Annotated in this window: 23 protein-coding genes and 1 riboswitch; of the genes, 11 read left to right on the plus strand and 12 right to left on the minus strand. The window is 75.9% G+C overall.

Annotated elements, in window-relative coordinates:
- Positions 1 to 87: 87 nt before the first annotated feature.
- The gene (locus ACFQ8Y_RS11245) at positions 88 to 1,026 is read left to right on the plus strand and encodes a LysR family transcriptional regulator (RefSeq protein ID WP_430585496.1); all 939 of its coding nucleotides are present in this window, start codon (positions 88 to 90) and stop codon (positions 1,024 to 1,026) included.
- Between the two features lie 9 nt (positions 1,027 to 1,035).
- On the plus strand, positions 1,036 to 2,538 hold the full coding sequence (locus ACFQ8Y_RS11250) for a lipase maturation factor family protein (RefSeq protein ID WP_430585497.1): 1,503 nt from the start codon (positions 1,036 to 1,038) through the stop codon (positions 2,536 to 2,538).
- 307 nt (positions 2,539 to 2,845) lie between these two features.
- On the opposite strand, the gene ACFQ8Y_RS11255 is transcribed toward ACFQ8Y_RS11250, so the two are convergent.
- The 3 genes from ACFQ8Y_RS11255 to ACFQ8Y_RS11265 all read right to left on the minus strand — a co-directional run bounded on the left by ACFQ8Y_RS11255 (position 2,846) and on the right by ACFQ8Y_RS11265 (position 8,549).
- The gene (locus ACFQ8Y_RS11255; RefSeq protein WP_430585498.1) at positions 2,846 to 4,717 is read right to left on the minus strand and encodes an ABC transporter ATP-binding protein; all 1,872 of its coding nucleotides are present in this window, start codon (positions 4,715 to 4,717) and stop codon (positions 2,846 to 2,848) included.
- The gene (locus ACFQ8Y_RS11260) at positions 4,714 to 6,492 is read right to left on the minus strand and encodes an ABC transporter ATP-binding protein (protein ID WP_430562530.1); all 1,779 of its coding nucleotides are present in this window, start codon (positions 6,490 to 6,492) and stop codon (positions 4,714 to 4,716) included. Before ACFQ8Y_RS11260 ends, ACFQ8Y_RS11255 begins: the two co-directional genes overlap by 4 nt.
- Before the next feature lie 404 nt (positions 6,493 to 6,896).
- Positions 6,897 to 8,549, minus strand: a complete 1,653-nt coding sequence (locus tag ACFQ8Y_RS11265; protein ID WP_430585499.1) for a bifunctional hydroxymethylpyrimidine kinase/phosphomethylpyrimidine kinase — start codon at positions 8,547 to 8,549, stop codon at positions 6,897 to 6,899.
- Positions 8,540 to 8,682: riboswitch (TPP riboswitch) on the minus strand. Its footprint overlaps the gene before it by 10 nt.
- Before the next feature lie 128 nt (positions 8,683 to 8,810).
- Between ACFQ8Y_RS11265 and ACFQ8Y_RS11270 the strand changes: the two genes are divergently transcribed.
- The 5 genes from ACFQ8Y_RS11270 (at position 8,811) to ACFQ8Y_RS11290 (ending at position 13,025) form a co-directional block, all read left to right on the plus strand.
- Positions 8,811 to 9,488 (plus strand): hypothetical protein, encoded by a 678-nt coding sequence (locus tag ACFQ8Y_RS11270; protein ID WP_430585500.1) that lies wholly within the window; start codon positions 8,811 to 8,813, stop codon positions 9,486 to 9,488.
- A gap of 88 nt (positions 9,489 to 9,576) precedes the next feature.
- Positions 9,577 to 10,401: a YcnI family protein gene (locus ACFQ8Y_RS11275; protein WP_430585501.1), complete on the plus strand. Its 825-nt coding sequence runs from the start codon at positions 9,577 to 9,579 to the stop codon at positions 10,399 to 10,401.
- On the plus strand, positions 10,398 to 11,027 hold the full coding sequence (locus ACFQ8Y_RS11280) for a copper resistance protein CopC (protein WP_430585502.1): 630 nt from the start codon (positions 10,398 to 10,400) through the stop codon (positions 11,025 to 11,027). Before ACFQ8Y_RS11275 ends, ACFQ8Y_RS11280 begins: the two co-directional genes overlap by 4 nt.
- 207 nt (positions 11,028 to 11,234) lie before the next feature.
- Positions 11,235 to 12,686: a hypothetical protein gene (locus tag ACFQ8Y_RS11285; RefSeq protein WP_430585503.1), complete on the plus strand. Its 1,452-nt coding sequence runs from the start codon at positions 11,235 to 11,237 to the stop codon at positions 12,684 to 12,686.
- 60 nt (positions 12,687 to 12,746) lie between these two features.
- Entirely contained in the window at positions 12,747 to 13,025 is a 279-nt protein-coding gene (locus ACFQ8Y_RS11290) for an acylphosphatase (RefSeq protein ID WP_430585504.1), read from the plus strand.
- Here the strand turns inward: ACFQ8Y_RS11290 and ACFQ8Y_RS11295 are convergent.
- On the minus strand, positions 13,015 to 13,740 hold the full coding sequence (locus tag ACFQ8Y_RS11295; RefSeq protein ID WP_430585505.1) for a class I SAM-dependent methyltransferase: 726 nt from the start codon (positions 13,738 to 13,740) through the stop codon (positions 13,015 to 13,017). The genes ACFQ8Y_RS11290 and ACFQ8Y_RS11295 overlap by 11 nt on opposite strands.
- 63 nt (positions 13,741 to 13,803) lie before the next feature.
- Here ACFQ8Y_RS11295 and ACFQ8Y_RS11300 point away from each other — a divergent pair, with 63 nt between their 5' ends.
- Together ACFQ8Y_RS11300 and ACFQ8Y_RS11305 are read left to right on the plus strand one after the other, a co-directional pair.
- Positions 13,804 to 14,544 carry a class E sortase gene (locus ACFQ8Y_RS11300; RefSeq protein ID WP_430551946.1) on the plus strand — a complete coding sequence of 247 codons (741 nt, stop codon included), beginning with the start codon at positions 13,804 to 13,806 and terminating at the stop codon, positions 14,542 to 14,544.
- Between the two features lie 13 nt (positions 14,545 to 14,557).
- Positions 14,558 to 14,719: a hypothetical protein gene (locus tag ACFQ8Y_RS11305; protein WP_430585506.1), complete on the plus strand. Its 162-nt coding sequence runs from the start codon at positions 14,558 to 14,560 to the stop codon at positions 14,717 to 14,719.
- Between the two features lie 3 nt (positions 14,720 to 14,722).
- Here the strand turns inward: ACFQ8Y_RS11305 and ACFQ8Y_RS11310 are convergent, their stop codons facing one another.
- Entirely contained in the window at positions 14,723 to 15,715 is a 993-nt protein-coding gene (locus ACFQ8Y_RS11310; RefSeq protein ID WP_430562469.1) for a LacI family DNA-binding transcriptional regulator, read from the minus strand.
- A 41-nt stretch (positions 15,716 to 15,756) separates the two neighbouring features.
- Here ACFQ8Y_RS11310 and ACFQ8Y_RS11315 point away from each other — a divergent pair, with 41 nt between their 5' ends.
- Entirely contained in the window at positions 15,757 to 16,629 is an 873-nt protein-coding gene (locus ACFQ8Y_RS11315) for an LLM class F420-dependent oxidoreductase (protein WP_430551949.1), read from the plus strand.
- A 26-nt stretch (positions 16,630 to 16,655) separates the two neighbouring features.
- Here the strand turns inward: ACFQ8Y_RS11315 and ACFQ8Y_RS11320 are convergent, their stop codons facing one another.
- On the minus strand, positions 16,656 to 18,455 hold the full coding sequence (locus tag ACFQ8Y_RS11320) for an ABC transporter ATP-binding protein (protein WP_430585507.1): 1,800 nt from the start codon (positions 18,453 to 18,455) through the stop codon (positions 16,656 to 16,658).
- 121 nt (positions 18,456 to 18,576) lie between these two features.
- On the opposite strand from ACFQ8Y_RS11320, the gene ACFQ8Y_RS11325 reads away from it, so the two are divergent.
- Positions 18,577 to 18,996, plus strand: coding sequence for a hypothetical protein (locus ACFQ8Y_RS11325; protein WP_430585508.1), 420 nt, complete (start codon positions 18,577 to 18,579; stop codon positions 18,994 to 18,996).
- Positions 18,997 to 19,028: 32 nt separating this feature from the next.
- Here the strand turns inward: ACFQ8Y_RS11325 and ACFQ8Y_RS11330 are convergent, their stop codons facing one another.
- The 6 genes from ACFQ8Y_RS11330 to ACFQ8Y_RS11355 form a co-directional block, all read right to left on the minus strand.
- Entirely contained in the window at positions 19,029 to 20,231 is a 1,203-nt protein-coding gene (locus ACFQ8Y_RS11330; protein WP_430562467.1) for an RNA polymerase sigma factor, read from the minus strand.
- Positions 20,228 to 20,641, minus strand: a complete 414-nt coding sequence (locus ACFQ8Y_RS11335) for a YciI family protein (RefSeq protein ID WP_430585509.1) — start codon at positions 20,639 to 20,641, stop codon at positions 20,228 to 20,230. Before ACFQ8Y_RS11335 ends, ACFQ8Y_RS11330 begins: the two co-directional genes overlap by 4 nt.
- A 91-nt stretch (positions 20,642 to 20,732) precedes the next feature.
- Positions 20,733 to 21,473 (minus strand): NIPSNAP family protein, encoded by a 741-nt coding sequence (locus tag ACFQ8Y_RS11340; protein WP_430585510.1) that lies wholly within the window; start codon positions 21,471 to 21,473, stop codon positions 20,733 to 20,735.
- 126 nt (positions 21,474 to 21,599) lie between these two features.
- Positions 21,600 to 21,782 carry a hypothetical protein gene (locus tag ACFQ8Y_RS11345; RefSeq protein WP_430551955.1) on the minus strand — a complete coding sequence of 61 codons (183 nt, stop codon included), beginning with the start codon at positions 21,780 to 21,782 and terminating at the stop codon, positions 21,600 to 21,602.
- 85 nt (positions 21,783 to 21,867) lie between these two features.
- Positions 21,868 to 22,143 (minus strand): metal-sensitive transcriptional regulator, encoded by a 276-nt coding sequence (locus ACFQ8Y_RS11350; protein ID WP_430585511.1) that lies wholly within the window; start codon positions 22,141 to 22,143, stop codon positions 21,868 to 21,870.
- A gap of 54 nt (positions 22,144 to 22,197) precedes the next feature.
- On the minus strand, positions 22,198 to 23,934 hold the full coding sequence (locus ACFQ8Y_RS11355) for an FAD-dependent oxidoreductase (RefSeq protein WP_430585512.1): 1,737 nt from the start codon (positions 23,932 to 23,934) through the stop codon (positions 22,198 to 22,200).
- Between the last annotated feature and the right edge of the window lie 70 nt (positions 23,935 to 24,004).

Consider the following 24,004-nt stretch of genomic DNA (forward strand, 5'->3'; position numbering starts at 1 on the left):
GGATCGCCGCCCGCCGACCGATAGGTCCAATGCCTGTTCCGACTGCTCGCCATCGATACGGCCGATGATTGGCCGTAGGCTGGCGGCGTGTCCGTCGAGCCCGCTCCCCCGCCCCACCTGGACCTCACGCGCCTGCGCGTCCTGGCCGCCGTCGCGCGCACCGGGTCGGTGACGGCGGCGGCTCGCGAGCTGCACTACGCCCAGCCGTCGGTGAGCCACCACCTGGCCCGCCTCGAGGCCGAGGCGGGGATCGCCCTGCTGCAGCGCGCGGGCCGCGGCGTACGCCTCACCGAGGCAGGCCGCCTGCTCGCCGCCCGCGCGGAGGAGATCCTCGGCCGCGTCGAGGGCGCCCGGCGCGAGCTCGACGCCCTGGTCGGCCTCCGCGCCGGCCGCGCCCGCCTCGCCGCGTTCCCCTCCGCCCTCGCCACCCTGGTGCCCGCCGCCGTCGCGGGCCTGCGGGCCGCGCACCCCGGGCTCGGCGTCGGGCTGGTCGAGGCCGAGCCGCCCGAGGCCGTCGCGGCGCTCCAGGCCGGCGACGTCGACGTGGCCCTCGTCTTCCGGCACACCGACGCCCCGCACGCCCGCCCCGCCATGGACCTCTCGCGCTTCGAGGTCACGGAGGTGCACTCCGAGCCGATCACCCTGATCCGCCGGGCGGCGGACGGGACCGGCGGCTCCCAGGACGGCCCGCCGCCGCTGGCCGACCTGCGTGACGCCGCCTGGATCGCGGGGTGCGAGCGGTGCCGCGCCGACCTGGTCGCACGCTGCGCCACCGCAGGCTTCGACCCGCGCATCGCGTTCGAGACGGACGACTACGTGGCCGTGCAGGCGCTCGTCGCGTCCGGCGCCGGGGTGAGCCTGCTGCCGTCACTCTGCCTGCGCGCGCACCGCAACCCCGACGTCGTGGCGCAGCCCTTGCCCGGCGCCACCCGCGAGGTGCTCGCGCTCACCGTCGGCGCGCCGACCCCGGCGGCGCGCGCTCTCGTGCAGCGCCTGGTCGAGGCGGGCGACGCCGCCCGCGACTAGCGTGGAGGCGTGCCCGGGCAGCTGGCGTGGCAGCCGGACCAGCTCAGCGGCTGGTGGGCCACCGCCGACTACGACGTCGCCCGCGAGGTGCTGCAGCGCGGCGTCGGCGCGCTGCTGTGCCTGGCCTTCCTCCAGGCCCTGGGGCAGTTCCGCCCCCTCCTCGGCGACCGCGGGCTGCTGCCCGTGCGACGGTTCACGGCGCGGGTGAGGTTCCGCGACGCGCCGTCGCTGTTCCACCTGCACTACTCCGACCGGCTGCTGGTCGCGGTGGGCGTGCTCGGGACCGCGGGGGGCGCCGCCGTGGTGGCGGGCCTGCCGCAGGCCGGACCGTGGTGGGTCACGACCGTCGTCCTCCTGGCGCTGTGGGCGGGCTATCTCTCGATCGTGTCCGTGGGCCAGCGGTTCTACGCGTTCGGCTGGGAGACGCTGCTGTGCGAGCTGGCGTTCCTGGCCGCCTGGTTCGGCTCCCCCGCCGTGCCCGTGCCGTTCCTGCTCGTGCTCGCCGCCCGCTGGCTGCTGTTCCGGCTGGAGCTGGGCGCGGGGCTCATCAAGTGGCGCGGCGACCCGGCATGGCGCAACCTCACCGCCCTCGACGTCCACCACGAGACTCAGCCGATGCCCGGCCCGTTCAGCTGGCACGCCCACCACCTGCCGCGCTGGTGGCACCGTACGGAGGTGGTCGGCAACCACGTCACGCAGCTGCTCGCGCCGTGGCTGCTGTGGCTGCCGCAGCCGCTGCCGAGCGTCGCGGGCGGCGTCGTCGTCCTGACCCAGGGCTGGCTGGTGCTGACCGGCAACTTCGCCTGGCTGAACTGGGCGGCGATCGTGCTCGGCGCGGCCATGGTGTCCGACGGCGTGTGGCGCGCCCTGCTGGGCGCCCTGCCCAGTGACCTCGGGGGCGTCGCCCCGGCGGCCGCCGGCACGCCCGGCGTGCCGCTCGGCTACCTCGTGACCGTGTCGCTCGTCGTCGCGCTCCTCGTGGTGCTCTCGGTACGACCGGCGCTCAACCTCGTGTCGCGGCACCAGAAGATGAACGCGAGCTTCGAGCCGCTGCGCCTCGTCAACGCGTACGGCGCGTTCGGCAGCGTGACGCGCAGGCGCGACGAGGTGATCGTCGAGGGCACGCTCGCCGCCATTCCCGGGCCCGACGACTGGCGCGAGTACGGGTTCCGCGGCAAGCCCGGCGACGTCCACCGCCGCCCGCCGCAGGTCGCGCCGTACCACCTGCGGCTGGACTGGGTGCTGTGGTTCGTGCCGCTCGGCGCGCCCGTGCCGTGGCTCCCGGTGCTGTGCCGGCGCCTGCTCGAGGCGGACCCGGCGACGCTCCGCCTCCTGCGCGACGACCCGTTCGACGGCGTCCGGCCGCGGTGGGTGCGGATGCGCCTGTTCCGCTACCGGTACACGACGCCGGACGAACGGCGCCGGACGGGCGACTGGTGGGTGCGGGACGAGCTCGAGACGATCGTCGACCCGGTGAACCTCGCCCTCCTGTCGCGCCCCGGGCGGTCGTGAATCCCAGGCCGCCGCGCACACGCGCGGCATCCTCCCTCTCCGGCGACGACGGCTGAGCTCCCCTGCGCTCCCTGGTCCCGCCGAGCTACCTCGGCACGTTCGGAACTACCTCGGCACGTTCGGAACTACCTGGCCGAAGGACGCTCGCACACGGCCGTGAGCCGACAGCGGACGGGGCGGCCGAGAGGTTCTTTCGCGGGGACGTATCCCTCCCGACGTGGAGGGCGCCCCGGCGCCCGTGAACGCGTCCATGCGAAGAACCTCTCGGCCAGCTCGTCCCCCACCAAGGTCTCGGCCGGACCCGGGACTACACGAGCGAGTCCTGCCAGGCCGCGTTGAGCTTGGCGTAGTGCCCGTCCCCCGCCGCCAGCTCGTCCGGCGTGCCGTCCTCGATCACGCGGCCGTGCTCCATGACGAGCACCCGGTCGGCGATCGCGACGGTCGACAGCCGGTGGGCGATGATGATCGCCGTGCGGTCGGCCAGCAGCGTCTGCAGACCGTGCTGCACCAGCCGTTCGCCGGGGATGTCGAGCGACGACGTCGCCTCGTCGAGCACCAGCACCGCCGGGTCGGCGAGGAACGCCCGCGCGAACGACAGCAGCTGCCGCTGCCCCGCCGAGACGCGGCCGCCGCGCTTGTTGACGTCGGTGTCGTACCCGTCGGGCATGTCCATGATGAACTCGTGCGCCCCGACCGCCCGTGCGGCGGCCTCGATGTCCGCCTGCCGGGCGCCCGGCCGCCCGAGCGCGATGTTCTCGCGCACGGACCCGCTGAACAGGTACGCCTCCTGCGTCACCATGACCACGGCGCGCCGCAGGTCCGTCGTCGACAGGTCGCGCACGTCGACGCCGTCGAGCAGCACGCGCCCCTCGCTCGCGTCGTAGAACCGGGTCACGAGCTTGGCGAGCGTGGACTTGCCCGCGCCCGTCGTGCCGACCAGCGCGACCGTCTGCCCCGCGGGGAGCGTGAGGTCGAGGTCGGGCAGCACGACGGGGCCGTCCCCGTACCGGAAGGTGACGTGGTCCAGCCGCAGGGCGCCCCGCGCGTGCGGCAGCGCCACGGGACGGCGCGGCTCGACGACGGTCGGCTCCTCCGCCAGCAGGCCGGACACCTTCTCGAGCGCCGCCGTGGCGGACTGGAACGAGTTGTAGAAGTTGCCGAGCTGCTGGATCGGCTGGAAGAACCGCTTCACGTACAGCAGGGCCGCCACCAGCACGCCGACGTCCAGCCCACCGGAGTAGACCCGCCAGCCGCCGATCGCGAGCGCGACCGCGACGGCCACGTTCCCGATGAGCACGAGCCCCGGCTGGTAGCGGCCGTTGAGCCCCATGGTGTTGAGGTTCGCGTCGCGGTACTGCTCGCTGAGCCGGCCGTACTCCGCCTCGGTGGTCGACTCCCGGCGGAACGCGTGCACGGCCCGCATGCCGGTCATCGTCTCGACGAACTTCACGATGAGCCGCGCGGACGTGGTGCGCTGCTCGCGGTAGAACACCTGCGAGTGCTTCTGGAACCACCGCGTGAGCAGCCAGGCCGGCACGAGCGCCGCCGCGAGCACGAGGCCCGAGCGCCAGTCGAGCAGGAACAGGCTCAGCCCGGTGAATACCATGAGCATGAGCGACGAGACGACACCCGTCAGCCCGCCGTCGAGCAGCTCGCGCAGCGCCTCGAGGTCGGACGTCTGACGGCTGATGATGCGGCCCGACGTGTACGACTCGTGGAACTCCAGGCTCAGCAGCTGCGTGTGCCGGAAGACGCGGCGGCGCAGGTCCAGGAGCACGCCCTGGGCGATGCGCGCGGCCTGGCGGACGTAGGCGCCGGCGCACAGGCCGCCCACGACCGCGGCGACCAGGTAGGCCGCGCCGACCAGCACGAGGGTGCCGGCGTCGCCGTCCCTGAGGTCGGGCACGGCGGAGTCGATGGCGAGGGACACGAGCCAGGGGCCCGCCACCTGGCCGAGGGTCGAGACCACGACGAGGAGGCCGGCGAGGGCGAGGGCGCCGCGACGCGGCCGGAGCAGCTCGCCCAGCAGCCGCAGCGACCGGGACCTGACGTCGCGGGATGCCTGGGCGTCGAGCTGGGTGGCGTCGTCCGCCGTCGCGTCGGTGGGCCGGCGGTGGTCGTCCGGGTCCGGCCCGGACGTCGCGGGCCGGGACGGTTCCGGAGTGCTGGGGCGGCTCACCGCTGGACCTCCTCGTTCTGGGCCTGCTCGGGTTCCTCCTGGTCGGAGTGCTCGGCGCACTCCTCCCAGTCCTGCTCCAGGCTGGAGATGACGTGCCGGTAGTGCGCGTCGGTGGCGAGCAGGTCGCGGTGGGTGCCCACGGCCGTGATCCGGCCGTCCTGGAGCACGGCGACCCGGTCGGCGAGCGCCACCGTGGACGGCCGGTGCGCGATGACGAGGCTCGTCGTGCCGTGCAGGACGTCGCGCAGGCGCGTGGTGACGGCCTCCTCGGTGGCGACGTCGAGCGCGGACAGCGGGTCGTCGAGCACGAGCACGGCGGGTCGTGCCGCGATGGCACGGGCGAGCGCGAGGCGCTGCCGCTGCCCGCCGGACAGGGACAGGCCCTCCTCCCCGATCCGGGTCTCGACGCCCTGCGGCAGGTCGGCGACGAAGCCCGCCTGCGCCACCTCGAGCGCCTCGTGCAGGCGCCGCTCACGCTCCTCCTCCGGCACGGCGTCGGGGCCGGCCTCGGGGACGCCGAGCAGCACGTTGTCGCGGACCGACGCGGAGAACAGCGTGGGGTCCTCGAACGCGACCGCGACCGCACGACGCACGTCGTGCCGCCGCATGCGCCGCACGTCGACGCCGTCGAGCAGCACCTGGCCGGCGGTGACGTCGACGATGCGCGGCACCACCATCGCGAGGGTGGACTTGCCCGAGCCCGTGAGGCCGACGAGCGCCGTCGTGGTGCCGACGGGGAGCTCGAGGTCGACGTGCTCGAGGACCGGGCGCGACGCGTCCTCGTACCGGAAGGAGACGTCGCGGAGCTCGACGTGGCCGCGCGCCGGACCGACCTCCACCGGGTCGGCGGGGTCGGCCAACGGGTTCGGGGTCTCCATGACCTCGAAGAAGCGGTCGACGGCCGTGCGGGCGTTGAGCGTCATCGACAGGGTCATGCCGAGGTCGACCACGGGGCCGTTGATCACGGCGGTCGTCAGGAAGAAGGCCACGAGGCTGCCGACGGTGATCTGCCCCTGGGCGGCGAGCACCGTGCCGAGCACGAGGCAGACGGCCAGCGTGACCTCGGGGATGAGCTGCAGCGACGTGGTGACGGTGGCCTGGTTGCCCGCCTTGCGGATCTCCGTGCGGCGCAGCTCCTCCGCCTGGTCGGTGAACGAGTCGAGGGCGTCGCGCCCGCGACCGAACGCCTTGAGCACACGGATGCCGTGCACGGACTCCTCGACGGTGGTGGCGAGGTCGCCCGACTGGTCCTGGGACAGGCGCGCGATGACGCGGTACCGCCTCGAGAAGCGGAACGCGATGACCGTCACCGGGATCGCGCCCGCAAGGTAGACGAGGCCGAGCCAGCCGGCGGTGGCCAGCAGGATGCCCACCCCGACGACGATCGTCACGATGCTGACGACGAGCTGCAGGAGGCCGAAGACCAGCCAGCGTCGCAGCAGGCCGAGGTCGCCCATGATCCGGCTCAGCAGCTGGCCGCCGGGCCACCGGTCGTGGAACGCGACGGGCAGGTCCTGCAGGTGGCGGAACAGTGCCATCCGCAGCTCGGCCTCGACCCGCGTGCCGGGGTACATCACGAGGTTGCGGCGCAGCAGGACGAGCCCGGCCTCCGCGACGCCCAGGACGAGCACGAGGAGGACGGGCACCACGAGGGCCCCGAGGTCGTGGGCGGCGGCACCCTCGGCGAGCGGGCCCTCGACCAGGGTCTGCAGCACGCGCGGGATCGCCAGCGCGGCGAGGCTCGCACCGATCGCGGAGAAGAGCCCGCCGACCATGCGCGGCACCGCCGGCCGGACGTACGGGTAGAGCCGGCGCACCGACGCGAACGTGGAGAGCTCGGAGCCCGCGGGGGCGACGGCGGGCCCGGCGGCGGCGGCGCCCGTGCGGCCGGGCGGCCCCGCGGCGCGGCCCGGCGGGGTGCCGGTCGCGACGGGACGGCGGGGAGCGGAGGAGGCGGTGCTCCTCCTGGGACTTTCGGAGGGATCGGCGCGGCGGGCGCCTCGGCTGCGGCTGCGCGAAGTGCGCTTCGTGTCGGGCATCACACCTATTCTGTCACTCGCCTCCGACACACTTGCCCCGGTCACGCGGTGCGCCCCGAGCTCGGGACACCGCTTACCGCCGCGGGATCCCGCCGTCGCGCACGACGGCGGGACCCGGACGGGCCGCGGTGGACCGGGGGTCAGCCCACCACGACGCGCCCGACCGTGGGCTCGACCGTGGGTGCCCCGGTCTGGTCGAAGAACGCCAGCTCGTGCTCGCACGCCGCGTGGAACGTCGCCGCCATCCGGTCCCGGGTGACCGGGTCGGCCGCCGCGGCGGCGCGGCGCAGGATCGCGACGGCCTCGCGCGTCGCGTCCGCGAACGCGTCGTCCGCGTACGTGCCCAGCCACGCCCCGTACGGGTGACCCGGGTGGTCGCGGGCGGCCAGCCGCTCCCCCACGTCCTGGTAGATCCAGTAGCAGGGCAGGACGGCGGCGACGAGGGTCGCGTAGTCGTCGCCGGCCACGCGCAGGTGGTCGAGGTACGCGGCCGTCGTGGGGCTGGCGGGCACGTCCTGCGGCTCCCCGCCCAGCCAGCGGGTGTGCAGGTCGAGCTCGGTCACCAGGGCGCCGTGCGCGCCGCCGGCCCAGAACGCCTGCTCGGCCCGCGTGGGAGCCAGCTCGCTCGCCCGCGCGAGGCAGCGCGCGTAGTCGCGCAGGTAGAGCGCGTCCTGCTCCAGGTACGTGCGGAAGTGGTCGGCGTCGAGCGTCCCGTCGCCCAGCGACCGGACGAACGCCAGGTCGTCGATCGCGGCGCGCACGCCCGCGGCGTCGTCCCACCAGCGGGCGACGACGTCCTCCGCCCCGTCCTGACCTGATGCCCCGCCCGCACCGGACGCACCGGACGGCGCGAGCGGCTCCGCGCCGCCGGCGCGCAGCCCCACCAGGTGGTCGACCGGCCCGTTCCCGCCGCCGACGCGCAGGGCCTCCCCGGCCCGGATCGCCGCGGTCAGCCAGGCCTTCGTGCCGCGCAGCGCCTCGGCCCAGTCCCCCGTGCGCGCGTACCGCGCGGCCAGGCCGCTGGACAACGAGCAGCCGGTGCCGTGGGTGGAGGTGCTGGTCAGGCGCGGCCCGGGGAGCTCCGCCAGCACGCCCTGCGGCCCGACGAGCGCGTCCGGGGCCCCCGCCCCCGTCGCGCCCGTCCCCGAGGCGCCCAGGTGGCCGCCCTTCGCCACCACCAGGACCCCGTGCCGGGAGGCCAGGCGTCGCGCCTGCTCGAGCGCGGCGGGCCAGTCCGCGGCCGACGGTTCCTGCGCGAGGACCGCGAGCTCGGGCAGGTTCGGCGTCACGACGTCCACCCGGGACAGCAGGTGCCGCACGGCGTCCTCGGCCGCCGGGTCGAGCAGGCGGTCCCCGCTCGTGGCGACCATCACCGGGTCCAGGACGACGGCGGGTCGCGCGCCCGTCGCGCCGGGCGGCAGGGCGTCGAGCCAGGCGGCCACGGCGTGGGCCACGGGGGCCGAGGCGAGCATCCCGATCTTCACGGCGTCGACGGCCACGTCGTCGGTGACGGCGTCGAGCTGCGCGGCCAGGAACGCGGCGGGCGGCACGTGCACGTCGCGCACCCCCCGCGTGTTCTGCACGGTCAGGGCCGTGACGGCCGCCATCCCGTAGCCGCCCGCGGCCGCGATCGACTTGAGGTCCGCCTGGATCCCGGCGCCCCCGGACGGGTCGGACCCGGCGACGGCCAGGACGCGGGGGCGACTGCCCCTCGTCGGCGCCGGGGCCGCGGGAGCAGGGGCGGTGGAGCCGGCGCTGCCGGCGGAGCTGTCTTCAGGTGCGCGCGCACTCATGTCGACATCCCTTCGCTAGTACGAGCTAGATCAGGTTCGACGGGTGTGTTCTCAGCGCCCGCCGGCCGGGTCGCGACGTCGTCGTGACGATGTCGCGGCGATGACCGGTCGGGACGCACCCCGTGTCGTGCCGCCCACCGTAGCCCAGGCCTGCGCGGGCGGCGGGCGGCGTCCCGCGGCGCGTGTCGGCGTCACGCCGCGCCTCGCCAGGCCCTCGCGCCGCAGGCCCGCGGCCTGTTCGCGGCGCGGTAGGGTGCGGGGGTGCCCGTGGTCGTCCGTCGTGCGCGCGAGCTCCTCGTCGCCGGCACGACGCTCAGCATCGCGGCCGCCGCCCACCTCCTGGCCGGCGGCGCGCTCCCCGGGGCACCCCTCGCCTGGCTCGTCGTCGTGGCGCTCACGGCGCCGCTCGCGGTGTGGACCGCCCGCCGCCGGCTGACGCTCCCCCGCCTGCTCCCCGCGATGGTCGCGCTCCAGCTCGTGCAGCACACGACCCTGTCCGTGCTCGGCGCGGCGGGCACGGACGCCTCGCCGTTGGCCTCGACCCTGCTCACGACCCTGCCCTCGACGCCGGGGGCCGCGCCGGACGGGCACGCCCTGCACGCGCTGGGCCCGGGCTCCCTCGGGCCCGCGACCGGCGGCGGGCTGCACCTGCACCACGCGGACGACCCCGGGACGACGTCCTGGATGCTCGCCGCGCACGCTGCCGCGGTGCTGCTCACCGCCCTGCTGCTCGCGGCGGGCGACCGAGCGGCCGTCAACGTCGCGGGCCAGCTGCGGCTCGTCGCGGTCCTCGTGCTGGGCCCGGCGGCGCCGCCCGTCGTCCGCGAGCCCGCCGTCGTCGTCGGGCGCACCTGGCACCCCCTCCGGGCCCGCGCCGTCCGGCGCACCCCGCCACGAGGCCCCCCGCTGCTCCCGGGCGCCCTCGTGCGCGCCGCCTGACCCTGCCCTGGTCCGTCGTCGGACGGGGGCGGGTCCCTCGTCGTCCGACGACCCCTGACCACCCCTGAGCACCAGGAGCAGCACACCCATGTCCAGGACCATCCCTGCCCTCACCCCTGCCCTCCGCGCGCGCCGCCTCGCCGGCGCCGCCGCCCTCACCGTGCCGGCCCTCGTCCTCGGCGCGGCCGCCGCCTCCGCGCACGTGACCGTGACCCCCGACGCGGCCGAGGCCGGGTCGTACGCCACCCTCACCTTCAAGGTCCCGAACGAGTCCGCCGAGGCCTCGACCACCGCCGTGAAGGTCGACCTCCCCACCGACACCCCGTTCACCAGCGTGTCCGTGGAGCCCGTGCCGGGCTGGACGGCGAAGGTCACCCAGGCGCCCCTGCCCGAGCCCGTCGAGGTGCACGGCACCACCGTGACCGAGGCGCCGGCGAGCATCGAGTGGACCGCCGACGACGCCGACGCCGGCATCGCTCCGGGCGAGTTCCTCCGGTTCACCGTGTCCGCCGGTGCTGTCCCGGACGGCGTCGAGGAGATCGCCCTGCCCGCCACGCAGACGTACTCCGACGGCGAGGTCGTCGCCTGGGACCAGGAGGCGACCGGCGACGCGGAGCCCGACCTCCCGGCACCCGTCCTGCAGGTCCTCCCGGCGGCCGAGGACGGCGGCCACGGCACGGCGTCGGCAGCCGGCGCCACGGACTCGGCCGCGGACGCCGGCACAGACGCGGGCACGGACGCGGCGGCCGACGACGACGCCTCCGGCACCCTCCCGCTGGCGCTCGGCGCGGCGGGCCTCGGTCTCGGGCTGGTCGGCGCCGTCACGGGCGTCGCCGCCCTGGCGCGGACCCGCGCCACCGGCACCGGCACCGGCACCGGCACCGGCACCGGCACCGGCACCGAGCAGCGATGAGCGCGCGACGCGCCCTCGCCGCAGCCGGGTCGCTCGCCCTCGCCCTCGGCCTCGGGGCCGCGGGGGTCGTCGGCGCGGCGCCCGCGAGCGCCCACAACGTCGTCGTCGGCACGTCGCCGGCCTCGGGGTCCGAGGTGACGGAACCGCCCGGGTCCGTCGACGTGACGTTCGACGACGTCGTCCTCGATCTGTCCGCGGAGGGCTCCAGCACGGTCGTCACCGTGACGGACGCCGACGGCACCGACTACGCGACCGGGTGCCCGACGATGCAGGACCGCACCGTGTCGGTGCCCGTCGCCCTCGGCGAGGGCGGCGAGTACACGGTGGACTGGCGGATCGTGTCGGCCGACGGGCATCCGACCAGCGGCGCGTTCTCCTTCACCTACGACCCGCCCGCCGGGGCCGAGGCCGCCACCCCGGCGACGGACGCGCCGCCGTGCGCCCCGGCCGGGGCCGCGGGCGCGGACGAGGCGTCCTCCGGAACCGCTGACGGCGCGTCGGCCGCCGAGGACGGGGGCGGCGACGCCTCCGAGCTGGTCGTGGTGCTCGGCATCGCGGGGGGCGTCGTCGTGCTCGCCGGCGCGGCGGTGCTCGTGGCGCTGCGGATCGCGCGACGTCGCGGCTGACGCACCGCACCCTGCGACGTGTCAGGGCGAGGGCCGGGTACACCGCGCCCTCGCCCTGACACGTCGCGGCGGCCCCGAGCTGTCAGGGTCAGGGCCGGATACACCGTTTGCGCTGGCCCTGACAGGTCGCGGTCGTGACCCTCCGGGACGCCCGCGTCGTCGTCGGGTCGTCCCCGCACCGGGCCGGAGCCGCCTACGATGCCGAGCATGGATGCGGGGCAGATCGTCGGGGTCGTGACGGGCCTGGTCGTAGTAGTCGTGCTGGTCACGGCGGTGGCCTTCTGGGCGGCGCGGCGGCGCAGGGCCGCGCGTGGGCGGGCACAGGACCTCGAGGCGGAGCTGCAGCGGCTCGGCGTGGAGGCGGGCTCGGCCCTGGTGCGCGCCGACGAGCGGGCCCGCCTCGCCGAGGACGAGCTCGCGTTCGCCCAGGCCGAGCTGGGCGACCGGGAGACGCGCGAGCTCGCACCGACCCTGCGCCGTGCGCGGGAGCGCCTGTCCGAGGCGTTCCATCTCAACCAGCTCCTGCACGACCACGTCCCGGACACGGACCAGCAGCGCCGGGAGTGGTCGGCCCGCGTCGTCGACCTGTGCCGGTCGGCCGACGGCTCGCTGGACGAGCTCGACCGCGGCCTCGCCGCCCTGCGGCAGACGGTCCGCTCGACCCCCGACGCCGTCGACCGGGTCGACCGCGAGCTGGCCCGGGTCCGCGAGGCCGTGCCCGCCGCGCGCGCCGACCTCGAACGCCTGCGGGCGCAGTACGACGCGCAGGCCCTGCTGCCCGTCGCGGACAACCCCGAGCAGGCGGAGCGGCTGCTCGAGTTCGCCGGCCGCAGCACCGCCGCGGCACGCAAGCGCCTCACGACCCAGCAGGTCGCGGAGGCCGGGGCCGCGGCCCGCGCGGCGGAGGAGGCCGTACGCCGCGCGGAGGGGCTGCTGCGCGCCGTCGACGACTACGAGGCCGAGGCGCTGCGCGCGGAGGCGGCGCTCGGCGCGATCGTCGCGGAGTCGCGGGCCGAGCTCGCCCAGGCGCGCGCCCTCCCGACGGCTCAGCGGGCGGGACGGATCGACGGCGCGGTGACCGCTCTCGAGGACGCCCTGGCGGCGCTGCCCGCGCCGGGCACGCCGGGCGACCCGGTGGGCTCCCTCACCCGGGTCCGCGAGGCCAACACCGCGCTCGACGACGCCGTGGCCGAGCGGGCCGAGCACGACGAGCGCACCCGCCGGGCGGCGTCCCGGCTCGGGCCCGCGCTCGACGACGCCGAGCGGCAGCTCGCCTCGGCGCGGTCCGTCGTCGACGACTACCGCGCCCCCGTGGGCCCCGACGCCCGGACGCGCCTGGCGGAGGCCGAGCGCGAGGTGGCGCAGGCACGGGCGGCGCAGGACCCGGAGCGCGGCGTGGCCGCCGCCCGCCGGGGTGCCGCGCTCGCCGCGGAGGCCGCGACGCTGGCGCACCGCGACATCGCCCGGTCCGGGCAGGGCCAGCGCTGGGACGGCGGGTACAACGGCGGCCCCGACGGGTACGGCGGCGGGTACGGCTGGCAGGGTGGCCGGCGCCCCGGTGGTCGCGGCGGGTCCGACGTCTTCGGCGCCGTCCTGGGCGGGATGGTGCTGGGCGGCATCCTCGACGACATCGGGGACATCGGCGACATCTTCGACTGACGGTGAGTTCGACCGACCGTGACGGCGGCGTCGACGAGCACGACGAGCACGGGAGGGTGTATGGCCACCACGGTGCGGCGGCGGGTGCGGGTGCACGGCCGCGTGCAGGGCGTCGGGTTCCGCTGGTCGACCCGGGAGGCGGCGCGCCGCGCGGGCGTGGGCGGCGTCGTGCGCAACCTCCCCGACGGCACGGTCGAGGCGGAGGTCGAGGGCACACCCGACGCGGTGGACGCGATGCTCGCGTTCCTGCGCGAGGGCCCGCCCGCGGCCCACGTCACCGGCGTCGACGTCGAGGAGGTCCCGCCGCTGGGCGACACCGTCCTCGTCGTCAGCGACTGAGCACGTCGCGCGGCACGTCGCGCGGGGCGTCCCGCCCCGGCAGCCGCGCCGCCACGTGCTCGACGACGCCGGCCCGCGTGCGCCCGTGCTCCTCGACCACGAGCCCGCGCTCGAGCACCCACCGCAACGGCCGGCGCCGGAAGTGCTCGCCGGCCAGGGGCACGCTCACGACGTCCGCGAGCGCCTGCAACGCCCGGAGCGGCCAGGCGCTGGACGCCACGTGGTCGGCCAGCAGGAGCAGCCCTCCCGGACGCAGCACCCGTGCCATCTCGGCCAGGGCCGCCCGCTCGTCGGCGATGCCGCACAGCGAGAACGTGCACACCACCGTGTCGAACGAGGCGTCGGGCAGGTCGAGTGCCTGCGCGTCGCCGACGCGCAGGTCGGCGTCCGGGTCGAGGCCGAGGCCGAGCCGCACGGCACGGTGCCGCGCGACGTCGAGCATCCCGGCGCTCTGGTCGACGCCCACGAGGCCGCCGGGGCGCGCCGTCACCGCGGGCGGGTAGTGCTCGAGGTTGAGACCCGTGCCGACGGCGACCTCGAGGGTGCGGCCCTCGGCCAGCGCGCACACCCGCCGCCGCAGGCCGGGGAACATCCTCCGCTCGGCGGCCGTGAACGCCCGGTCGTAGCCCGCGGACTCGCGGTCCCACCGCCGTCGTAGCCGCGCCGCACGCCCGCGCTGTGCGCGCCCCCGCGGCACGCCGTCGTCGCTGGTCACCGCCCCAGGGTCCCACGACCGCAGCGACCGCGACAGAGCCGCGGACCACGTAGCATTTCGCACGTGACGAGTCCTACCCACGCCCGCCCCGTCCGACGCCGTGGCGTCGGCAGCGCCGTCGTGGGCGGCGTCGGCGAGATCCTCATCACCCTCGGGGTGGTGCTCGGGCTGTTCGTCGTGTGGCAGCTGTGGTGGACGTCGGTCGAGGCCACCGCCCAGGCGCAGGAGGTCATGCAGGAGTTCGAGGCGACCCTGCCGCCCGCCAACCCCGAGCCGGCCGAGCTGCGCACGGACGCCCCGCCCGTGCCCGACGCCGTCGGCTACGGCGAGACGATCGGGACGCTCATCGTGCCCGCCTGGTACGGCCTGACGAACAACGCGATGCCGATCGCGGAGGGCACCGGCATGGACGTGCTCGACCGGGCGATGGCGGGGCACTACGAGACGTCGCAGCAGGTGGGCGACGTCGGGAACTTCGCGCTCGCCGGGCACCGTCGCACGCACGGCAACTCGTTCCGGCACGTCGACAAGCTGGAGAAGGGCGACCAGATCATCGTCGAGACGGCGAAGACCTGGTACGTCTACGAGGTCACCGACCACGAGATCGTCACGCCGGACCAGGTGGACGTGGTGGCGCCGGTCCCCCACCATCCGGACGAGAAGCCCACCGAGCGGCTGCTGACCCTCACCACCTGTCACTCGCTCACCCTGGGCGAGTACGGCAACGACCACCGCTGGATCACGTACGCGACCTTCGTCGGGTGGATGGACCGCGCCGACGGCACCCCCGAGCAGGTCCGCTGAGGCTGGAGACGACATGTACGCGTGGATCTTCCGCCACCTGCCGGGCAACGTGTTCTGGCGCGTCCTGCAGTCGCTGGTGCTGGTCGCCGCCATCGTGGCGGTCCTCTTCCTGTGGGTCTTCCCCGCGATCGCCCCGTACCTCACGCTGCTGGAGGGCGACCCCGCGGTCGGCTGACGCTCAGCTGCTCGCGCGCACCACGAGCTCCGGGTCGAACAGCACCTCCTCGGGCGCCGACGTCGGGTCGTCGATCTCCCGCAGCAGGATCTCCGCGGCGGTGGTCCCGATGGCCTCGGCCGGCTGGCGCACCGTCGTCAGCGGGACGGCGCCGGTGGTCGCGAACGGGATGTCGTCATAGCCGACGAGGGCGACGTCGTCGGGCACCCGCACCCCGCCGTCCAGCAGGGCGCGCACGAGGCCGAGGGCGTGCATGTCGTTGCCGGCCAGGACGGCGTCCGGCCGCTCGCCGGGGGCCGCCGCGGCGATGCGGCGGCCCACCTCGGCACCCTCGGCCATGCCCAGGTCGTCCGAGTGCACGACCTCCAGCGTCGCCCCCGCGGTGGCGTCCACGACCTCCTGCATCCCGGCGAGCCGCCGGCGGACCTGCTGCACCCGGGCTCGGCCGGTCGCCGCGAGCAGCCGGCGGCGGCCGCCGTCCACGAGGTGCTGCGCGGCGAGCCGCCCGCCCTCCCGGTGCCGCAGCGAGACGGTCGACAGCCGCCCGGCCGGGTCCTGCTGGTCGACCACGACGACCGGGCTGCCGCGGTCCTTGCGCGCCGTCAGGGCGGCCATCTGCGCGTCGTGCGGGGCCACCACCATGCCGTCGAACCGCAGCTGCTCGAACAGGGCGACGAGGCGCTCCTGCTGCTCGGGCGACTCGTGGGTGCTGCCCGTGACGAGGGTGAGGTCCGCGCCCGCGACCACGCGCTCGACGGCGGTCACGACGTCCGCGAAGAACGGGTTGGACGCGTTGATCACCGACACGCCGACGATGCCGGAGCGCTGCCAGCGCAGCTGCCGGGCGGACAGGCTCGGCACGAACCCGAGCTGCTCCACCGCGGCCCGGATGCGCGCCGTCGTCGCGGGCGCCACCTTCTCCGGGCGGTTGAGGTAGTTGGAGACGGTCGCCGCGGACACGCCGACGTGCCGCGCGACGTCGTGGATGGTCACCATCGGCCCGCCCCCGCCAGGACGGGGCGGTGCAGGATGGGCGGATGGACACGCGACCCGCTCCCCGCGCTCCGCTGCGCTTCGGGGTCAAGCTCACGCAGGACGCCCCGGTCGGCACCTTCCGCCAGGTGTGGCAGGTCGCCGACGAGGCCGGGTTCGACCACGTGTGGGTGATGGATCATCTCGCCTCCCTGGGCGCGGACGACGACCGTCCGATCTTCGACGCGTGGGCCATGCAGGCGGCGATGGCCGTGGCCACCTCGCGGGTGCGGATCGGCTGCATGGTGTCGGGCAACTCCTACCGGCACCCGGTGATGCTGGCCAAGCTGGCCACGACCGTCGACCACCTGTCGGGCGGCCGGCTGGAGCTCGGGATCGGCGCCGGCTGGAACGAGCACGAGCACACGATGTACGGGCTCGACCTCGGCACCGTGCGCGAGCGCATGGACCGCCTCGAGGAGTCGCTGCAGATCCTCACGTCGCTCTGGACGCGACCGCGCACCACGTTCGACGGCGCGCACTACCGGCTCGCCGACGCGGTCGCCGAGCCGAAGCCCGTGCAGCGCCCGCACCCGCCGATCTGGGTGGGCGGCTCCGGGCCGAAGCGCACCCTGCGGCTGGTGGCGCGGTACGCCGACGCGTGGAACGACACGTCCAGCTCGCCGGAGCAGGTGGCGGCGCTGGGCGAGGTGCTCGACCGGCACTGCGCCGACGTCGGGCGCGACCCGGCCGAGATCCGGCGCACCGTGCAGCTGCGGCTGCGCGAGCACCCGCTCGCCGAGCTCCCCGGGCTCGTGGAGCGGTATGCCGCGGCGGGCGTGACGGAGTTCGTGGTCGTGCTGTCCTCGGGCGAGGCCGCGCTGCGCGAGCTCGACGGCGTGGTCGCGGCGCTGCCCGCGCTGCGTGCCGCCGCCTGAGCCGGCCGGCACTCCGCTCCCCCGCACTAGGCCGCCCCGGCCTGCGCGGCGTGCAGCGCGGCGTACCGGGCGCCGCGCCGCAGGAGCTCGTCGTGGCTGCCGACCTCGACGACGCGGCCGTGCTCGAGCACGACGATGCGGTCCGCCGCCCGCACCGTGGAGAGCCGGTGGGCCACGACGAGCGTCGTGCGGTCGCGCATGAGGCGGTCGAGGGCGTCACGCACGACGGCCTCCGCCTCGGGGTCGAGCGCGCTGGTGGCCTCGTCGAGGAAGAGCACGCGCGGGTCGCGCACCAGCGCCCGCGCGATGGCGAGGCGCTGCCGCTGGCCGCCGGACAGCCGGGCACCGCGCTGCCCGACCACCGTGTCCCACCCGTCCGGGAGCGCGTCGACGAACTCGAGCGCGTTGGCGTCGCGCAGGGCCGCGCGGACCCGGTCGTCGGTCGCGGCAGGGTCCTCGCCGGTGGTGTCCAGCCCGTACGCGACGTTCTCCCGGATCGTGCCCTCGAAGAGCACCGACTCCTGCGGCACGACCGACACCCAACGCCGCACGGTGCGCAGGTCGAGCTCGGCCATGTCCGCGCCGTCGAGCAGGAGGCGGCCCGCGGTGGGCCGCACGAACCCGAGGACGAGGTTGAGGAGCGTCGACTTGCCGGAGCCGGACGGCCCGACGAAGGCGACGGTCTCCCCCTCGCGGACCTCGAGGTCGACGTCGTGCAGCGCGTCCTGCGTCGCGTCCGCGTACCGGTGCGAGACGTGCTCCAGGCGCAGGTGCCCGCGCACCTCGTCGACGCGCCGTCGCCCCTCGTTGCGCTCCAGGTCGGGCTCGGTGAGCACCTCCGCGATCGAGCGCACGGACTCCACGCCGCGCGCGGTCACGGGCACGAGGTTGAGCACCTGGGTGAGGCCCTGGGTGAGGAGCCCGAAGTACGTCGACAGCAGCACGACCTCGCCGGGCGTGACGGGGATGAGCCCGGTGAGGGAGACGACGGCGGCGAGCACCAGGCAGCAGACGCCGAGCAGCTGCATGGCGACCCACGAGACGGACGCGACCCGCCCGTTGAGCAGGTCCAGCCGCAGGGCGGCGCGCCGCACCTCGTCGGCGCCGTCGGCGACGCGGGACACGGCCGTGCGCTCCAGGCCGTGGGCGCGCGTCACGGGGATGAGGGACGCCATCTCCCCCACCTGCGCCGAGAAGCCCTCGATCTCGCGGCGGAACTCGGCGTTGCGCGCCTGCGAGCGCCGCGACATCGTGCGCCGGATCACCAGCGCCGTCGGGATGGCGAGCGCGTACACGGGCAGGAACTCGGGCACCTTGAGCGCCGTCATGGTGATCGCGCCGACCATCACCATCGCCGCCGACAGGAGGGGGTGGGTGACCTGCTGGAGCATCAGCTCCACGTTCTCGACGTCGCGCACCACCTTGCTCTGCACGACGGCGGAGCTGGCCCGCGAGTAGTACCCGATGGACAGCTCCTGCAGCCGCTCGACGAGCGCGTTGCGCAGGGCCGCGCCCGTGTCGCGCACGACGGTCATGAAGTTCCGCGTGTACACGATGTGGTTCGGGTAGTTCTGCGCCAGGAGCGCGACGGCCACGGCGAACCAGATCAGCACGGTCGTCACCGGTCCGCCCTCGGCCACGACGTCGATCACCGCCCCCGTGATGACCGGCAGGAACCACAGGGGCGTCTCCTTCACCGCGAAGGCGAGGAGCGCGACCGTCATGCGGCGTGGCCGCGTGGCCAGCAGGCGCAGCAGGGAGCGCACCGGCCGTCGGCCGTCGAGGAGGGGCTGGTCGGACGTGCTGGCAAGGGCTTTCCGGCGCACGAATCGATTCTAGTCAGGACTTCGCCCCGGGCGCGGGTGCGGTCCTCACCACAGTCGGGCCGAGACGGTCGGTGGGCGCCCCGAGCGCGACTAACCTGATGCCGTGGCTACCTTCTCGAGCGTGACGCGCCAGCACATCCTCCGGGCGATCGAGGAGCACGACGACCGCGGCCCCGACGCCTTCGTCGGCGTCTACGGGTTCACGCCGACGCCCGGCCACACGTTCGTCCACGACGAGCGCACCTACGACTCCAAGGCCGTGCTCGGCGTCGCGCACAAGTACGCCACGGGCGTCCCGGCGCGCGCCGAGGACCTCGTCGACGCCAAGTGCGACGACGCCGGCATCCTGCGCAAGCACGGGTTCGCCGCCACCGCGCCGGCGTCGGCCGCACCGGCGCCCGCACGCAAGACGGCCGCCCCGCGCCGCAAGGCCACGAGCGCCCCCGCCCGCAAGCCCGCCGCCCCGGAGCCCGAGCTCGCGATCTGCCCCACCTGCTTCACCGCGCTGCCCGCCACCGGCATCTGCGACGAGTGCGGCTGAGCGCCCGCGACCGCTGACCCGCCGCGCCCCGCTCAGCCGGCCTGATGGCGCACGCGCGCCGCCTGCGTCGTCAGGTGGGTGCGCTCGGCGGTGCTCGTGGCCGCGTCGGCCGCCAGCGCGTAGTGCCGCGCCGCCGCGTCGAGGTCCCCCGCCCGCTCGTGCAGGTAGGCGGCCGCAGCGTCGCGGCGCGGGACGTCGGGCGGCAGCGCCTCCACCAGGCGCAGACCGGCGAGCGGCCCGTCGACGTGCCCGACGGCGACGGCGCGGTTGAGCGCCACCACCGGGTTGCGGGGCTCCAGCCGGAGCAGTTCGTCGTACCACTCGAGGACCTGCGGCCAGTCCGTCTCCTCCGCCGTCGCGGCGTCGTCGTGGAGGGCGGCGATCGCGGCCTGCGCCTGGTACGGCCCGAGCCGGTCGCGGGCGAGGGCGCCCTGCAGCAGCGCGACGCCCTCCGCGATCGCCGCGGTGTCCCAGCGGGAGCGGTCCTGCAGGTCGAGCGGCACCAGCTCGCCCGTCGCGGTGGTACGGGCGTCCCGGCGGGCGTGGTGCAGCAGGAGCAGGGCCAGCAGCCCGGCCGCCTCGGCGTCGTCGGGGACGGCGGCGACGAGCTGCCGCGTCAACCGGATCGCCTCGGCCGCGAGGTCGACGCCGTCCGCCCGTCCCGTGGGTCCGCCCGTGAAGCCCTCGTTGAAGATCAGGTAGAGCACGCGCAGCACGGCGCGCACGTCCCCGGGCTCGTCGAACCGCTCCCCCGCCACCGTCTTCTTCGCGCGTGAGATGCGCTGTGCCATGGTCGCCTCCGGCACGAGGAACGCGCGGGCGACCTGCGCCGTCGTCAGCCCGCCGACCGCCCGCAGGGTGAGGGCCACCGCGGACGCCGGGGACAGTGCCGGGTGGCAGCAGCGGCTGAGCAGCAGCAGGGTGTCGTCGGCCTGCTCCGTCGGGCCCGGCGGGGGCTCGAGCGTCACGCGGATCTCGCGCTGCGCGCGGGACGACGACGACCGGCGCGCGTCGACGAACTTGCGCCACGCGACCGTGACCAGCCACCCCTTGGGGTCCGACGGCGCGCCGCCCGGGGCGTCCCAGCGGCGCACCGCCTCCAGGAGCGCCTCCTGGACGGCGTCCTCCGCCGTCGCGAAGTCGGCACCCCGGCGGACGAGGACGCCGAGGACCTGGGGGCCCAGGTCTCTCAGCGTCCCGTCCCACGACCGGGCCCGGCGTGGGGGCTCGCTCACCCCGTGACCTCGGCGTCGTCGGTGAGGAACGGGCGCACCTCGATCCACTCGTGCAGCGGGCGCCCGCCCGGGCCGGGCGCGGACGACAGGAACGCCGCCGCCTCGTAGGCCCGCTCCGGGGAGTCCACGTCGATCGCCATCCACCCGGCGATGAGGTCCTTGGTCTCGGCGAACGGCCCGTCCGTCACCGGGGGGAGGCCCGCGCCGCCGTACCGGACGAACTCGCCCCTCGGCGAGAGCGCCTGCGCGTCCACGAACTCGCCGCGTTCCTTGAGGTCGTCGATCACCCTGCCCATGAACTCCATGTGCGCGGCGACCTCGTCGGGCGTCCACCGGTCCATCGGCACGTCCGTGCCGGGCACCGGCTCCGGGTTGCCGCGGTAGTGCTTCAGCAGCAGGTACTTGGCCATGGTTCCATCCTGTCGTCGCGGGCGGTGCGTGTCACCGCCGACGCTCCTGGGACGGAGCAGCACGCCGGTTCTCGACATCCGCCCGGTCCGCCTACCGCAGCGACGACCGCGGGGTCGGCGCCAGACGCAGGCGCTGCACGGGGCGCGCCGACGCCGCGGCGAGCGGCGTCAGCACCTCCTCGCGCCAGCGCGCGGAGGACTCGAGCCGCGCCAGCCGCTCGGCGCCCCCGTCCGCGTCGTGGCGGACCAGCGACACGAGCACCTCCTCGCCGGCGCGCACCGGCAGCGCGGGGAACGTGTTGGCGGCGTGCTCGGTGCGCAGGGACGCCACCGGCTCGACGCCGGCGCCCGCGAGCAGCGGGCGCGCCACCTGCTCCAGGTGCTCCGCGGGTGCGTCGTCGAGAGGTCCGTCGAGGGACCAGACGGTCGCCACGACGGTCGAGCGCACCGGGGCGGGCTCCCCCGAGGCCCGTCGCGGCGGCGGGACGGGGAACCCGCCCGACGGGGACGTCGGGCGCAGCAGGAGGACGTCGTCGGAGTCGACCATGGTGGCGTTCGCCCGGTCGCGGTGCGACCGCCACACCGGCCCGTCGTAGAACTCGGCGAGGGCCCGCGCGCGGGACGTCATGTCGTCGAAGCCGCGGAGCCACACGAACCGGTCGGGGTGGTCGAGGTCGCGGAACTGCCCCAGGAGCGTCATCCCCGCCGCCTCCTGCGGCTCGAGGAGCTCGCGCTCGAACAGGTCCACGAAGTCGTCCCGGCGGCCGGGGTGCAGGGTGTACTGCCGGAGCTCGACGACGGGGCAACGCAGGGGCCGGCTCACGACGGTCACCGGTCACGCTCCTCATCGGTCGCAGCGGTGGCGACCGGCGACGGCGGCACGGTCGGCCGCTCCGCAGTCTCCCCGCCGCCGCGCGGCGGGGTCAAGGGACCGGCGCCCCGTCGTCGCCCGCGCGGGTCAGCGGCCGAACAGGCGGGCCAGGAAGCCGCCGCCCGCGGGACGGTCGCCCGAGGCCGGCTCGTCGTCGTGGCCGGGGCACCACTGCCCGGCGGGGACGGAACGGCGCACGTCGTCGACGTGCTGGCCGCAGCCGTTCCAGGTCGTCCTGCCGCAGGTCTTGCAGGTGACGGGGTAACACACGGTGGGGTTCTCCTTCGGTGGTTCGGGGCGGTGTCTATTCCCGCCTCGGCCGGGCTCGGCCGGGCGCGGCCGGGGCGCGGGCCGCTCAGGCCAGCGTGAGGAAGAGCTTCTCCAGCTCCTCGGTGGTGAGGCCGTCCTCGCCGGAACCCGCGTCCGGGCCGGCGAGGCACTCCTTCATCGCGGTCGAGATGACGGCGAAGCCCGCGCGGTCCAGCGCCGCGGAGACGGCGGAGAGCTGGGTGACGACGTCGCGGCAGGACCGGCCGTCCTCGACGGCGTCGATCACGGCGTTGAGCTGGCCACGGGCGCGCCGCAGGCGGTTGAGGATGCGGCGCTGGGCGTCGCTGTCGGTGGTGAGCATCGGGCCCTCCCGGGCGTTCGGTGTGGTCGGTGTCGTCGGTGTGGTCGGTACCGGTCAGGCGAGGGCGGGCTCGGGCACCACGAGCAGGTCGTGGGCGCGGTCGCCGAGGACGGCGCGCAGGGTGAGCGTCCCGCCGGACAGCGAGGCGGAGTCGAAGCCCGCCTGCGCGAGGACCCGGTGGGCGATCGCCGACCGCACGCCCGACGCGCACAGCACGCGCACCGGCCGTCCCGCGGCCGCGGCGCGCACCTCGTCGAGGCGGTCGCGCAGCTCGGTGTGCGGGATGAGCAGGGCGCCGGGCAGGTGCCCGGTCGCGACCTCCTGCGGGGTGCGGACGTCGAGCACCAGGGAGTGCGCCAGGACGGCGTCCACGTCCTGCGCGTGCCAGAGCCGCAGGGTGCCGTCGAGCACGTTGGAGCCGACCATCCCGGCGAGGTTGACCGCGTCCTTCGCCTGGCCGTACGGCGGGGCGTACGCGAGGTCGAGGTCGACGAGGTCGCCCACGGCCATGCCGGCACGCAGGGCCGTGGCCAGCACGTCGATGCGCTTGTCGACGCCGTCGCGCCCCACCGCCTGGGCGCCGAGCAGCAGCCCGTCGTCCGGACGCACGTGGAGCACGAGGTGCACCTGGCTGGCGCCGGGGAAGTACCCGGCGTGCTGGTTCGGGTGCAGGTGCAGCGTGCGGTAGGCGAGCCCGGCGGCATCCAGCGCGGCGCGGTTCGCGCCCGTCGTCGCCGCGGTCAGCTCGCCGACCCGCACGATCGCCGTGCCCAGCGGCGCCGGCAGGGGCCGGGCCGTGCCCGGCCGGACGACGTCGTCGGCGACCAGGCGACCCGCGCGGTTGGCGGGTCCGGCCAGGGCCACGGGGCGCCGGAGGCCCGTGACGGCGTCGGCCTGCACGACCGCGTCGCCGACCGCCCACACGCCCGGGGCGGAGGTGCGGCCGTGCTCGTCGACGACGATCGCACCGCGCTCGCACTCCAGCCCGGCGGCCTCGAACGTCTCCGTGTCCGGTCGCACGCCGACCGACAGCACGACGACGTCGGCCGGCACCCGGGTGCCGTCGCCCAGCACGACGACGTCCTCGTCGGGCCCGGCCTCGACGGCCTCGGCCGCGACCCCGGCCCGCACGACCACGCCGAGCCGACGCAGCTCCTGGGTGACCGGGTGGGCGACCTCGTCCTCCAGCGGCGGCAGCACGTGCGGTCCGAGCTCGACGAGGGTGACCTCGAGGCCGGCGGACGCGAGCGCCTCTGCGGCCTCGACCCCGATGAACCCGGCGCCGAGCACGACGGCACGGCGCGCGCCGGCCTGCACACGCTCCCGCAGCGTGCGGGCATCGTCGACGGTGCGCAGCGTGCGCACCCGCGCGGAGCCGAGCCCGTCGATCGGCGGGCGCACGGCGCGCGCGCCGGGCGCCACCACGAGGGCGTCGTACGGCAGCTCGACGACGCCGGCGGCGGTGGTCGCGGTGACGACGCGCCCGTCGGTGTCCAGCGCGGTGACGTCGTGGCCGGTGCGGACGTCGAGGGCGAGGGCGGCCCGCAGGGACTGCGGCGTCTGCACGAGGAGCCGGTCGGCGTCGGGGATCTCGCCGCCCACGTGGTACGGGAGGCCGCAGTTCGCGAACGAGACGTGCGCGCCGCGCTCGAGCACCACGATCTCGGCGGTCTCGTCGAGACGTCGGGCTCGGGCGGCGAAGCTCATGCCGCCGGCCACTCCCCCGACGACGACGATCCGCCGGCGCGCGGGCGAGGCGACGGCTTCGGGTGCGGTGCTGCTGTCGATCATACGGACGACGATACCCCGGGGGGTATCGCTCGTCCCAATCGGCTGGTCAGCGGCGCGCAGCCCGTGCCGC

The organism is Isoptericola sp. NPDC056605 (assembly GCF_042792795.1).
Classification (GTDB): domain Bacteria; phylum Actinomycetota; class Actinomycetes; order Actinomycetales; family Cellulomonadaceae; genus Isoptericola.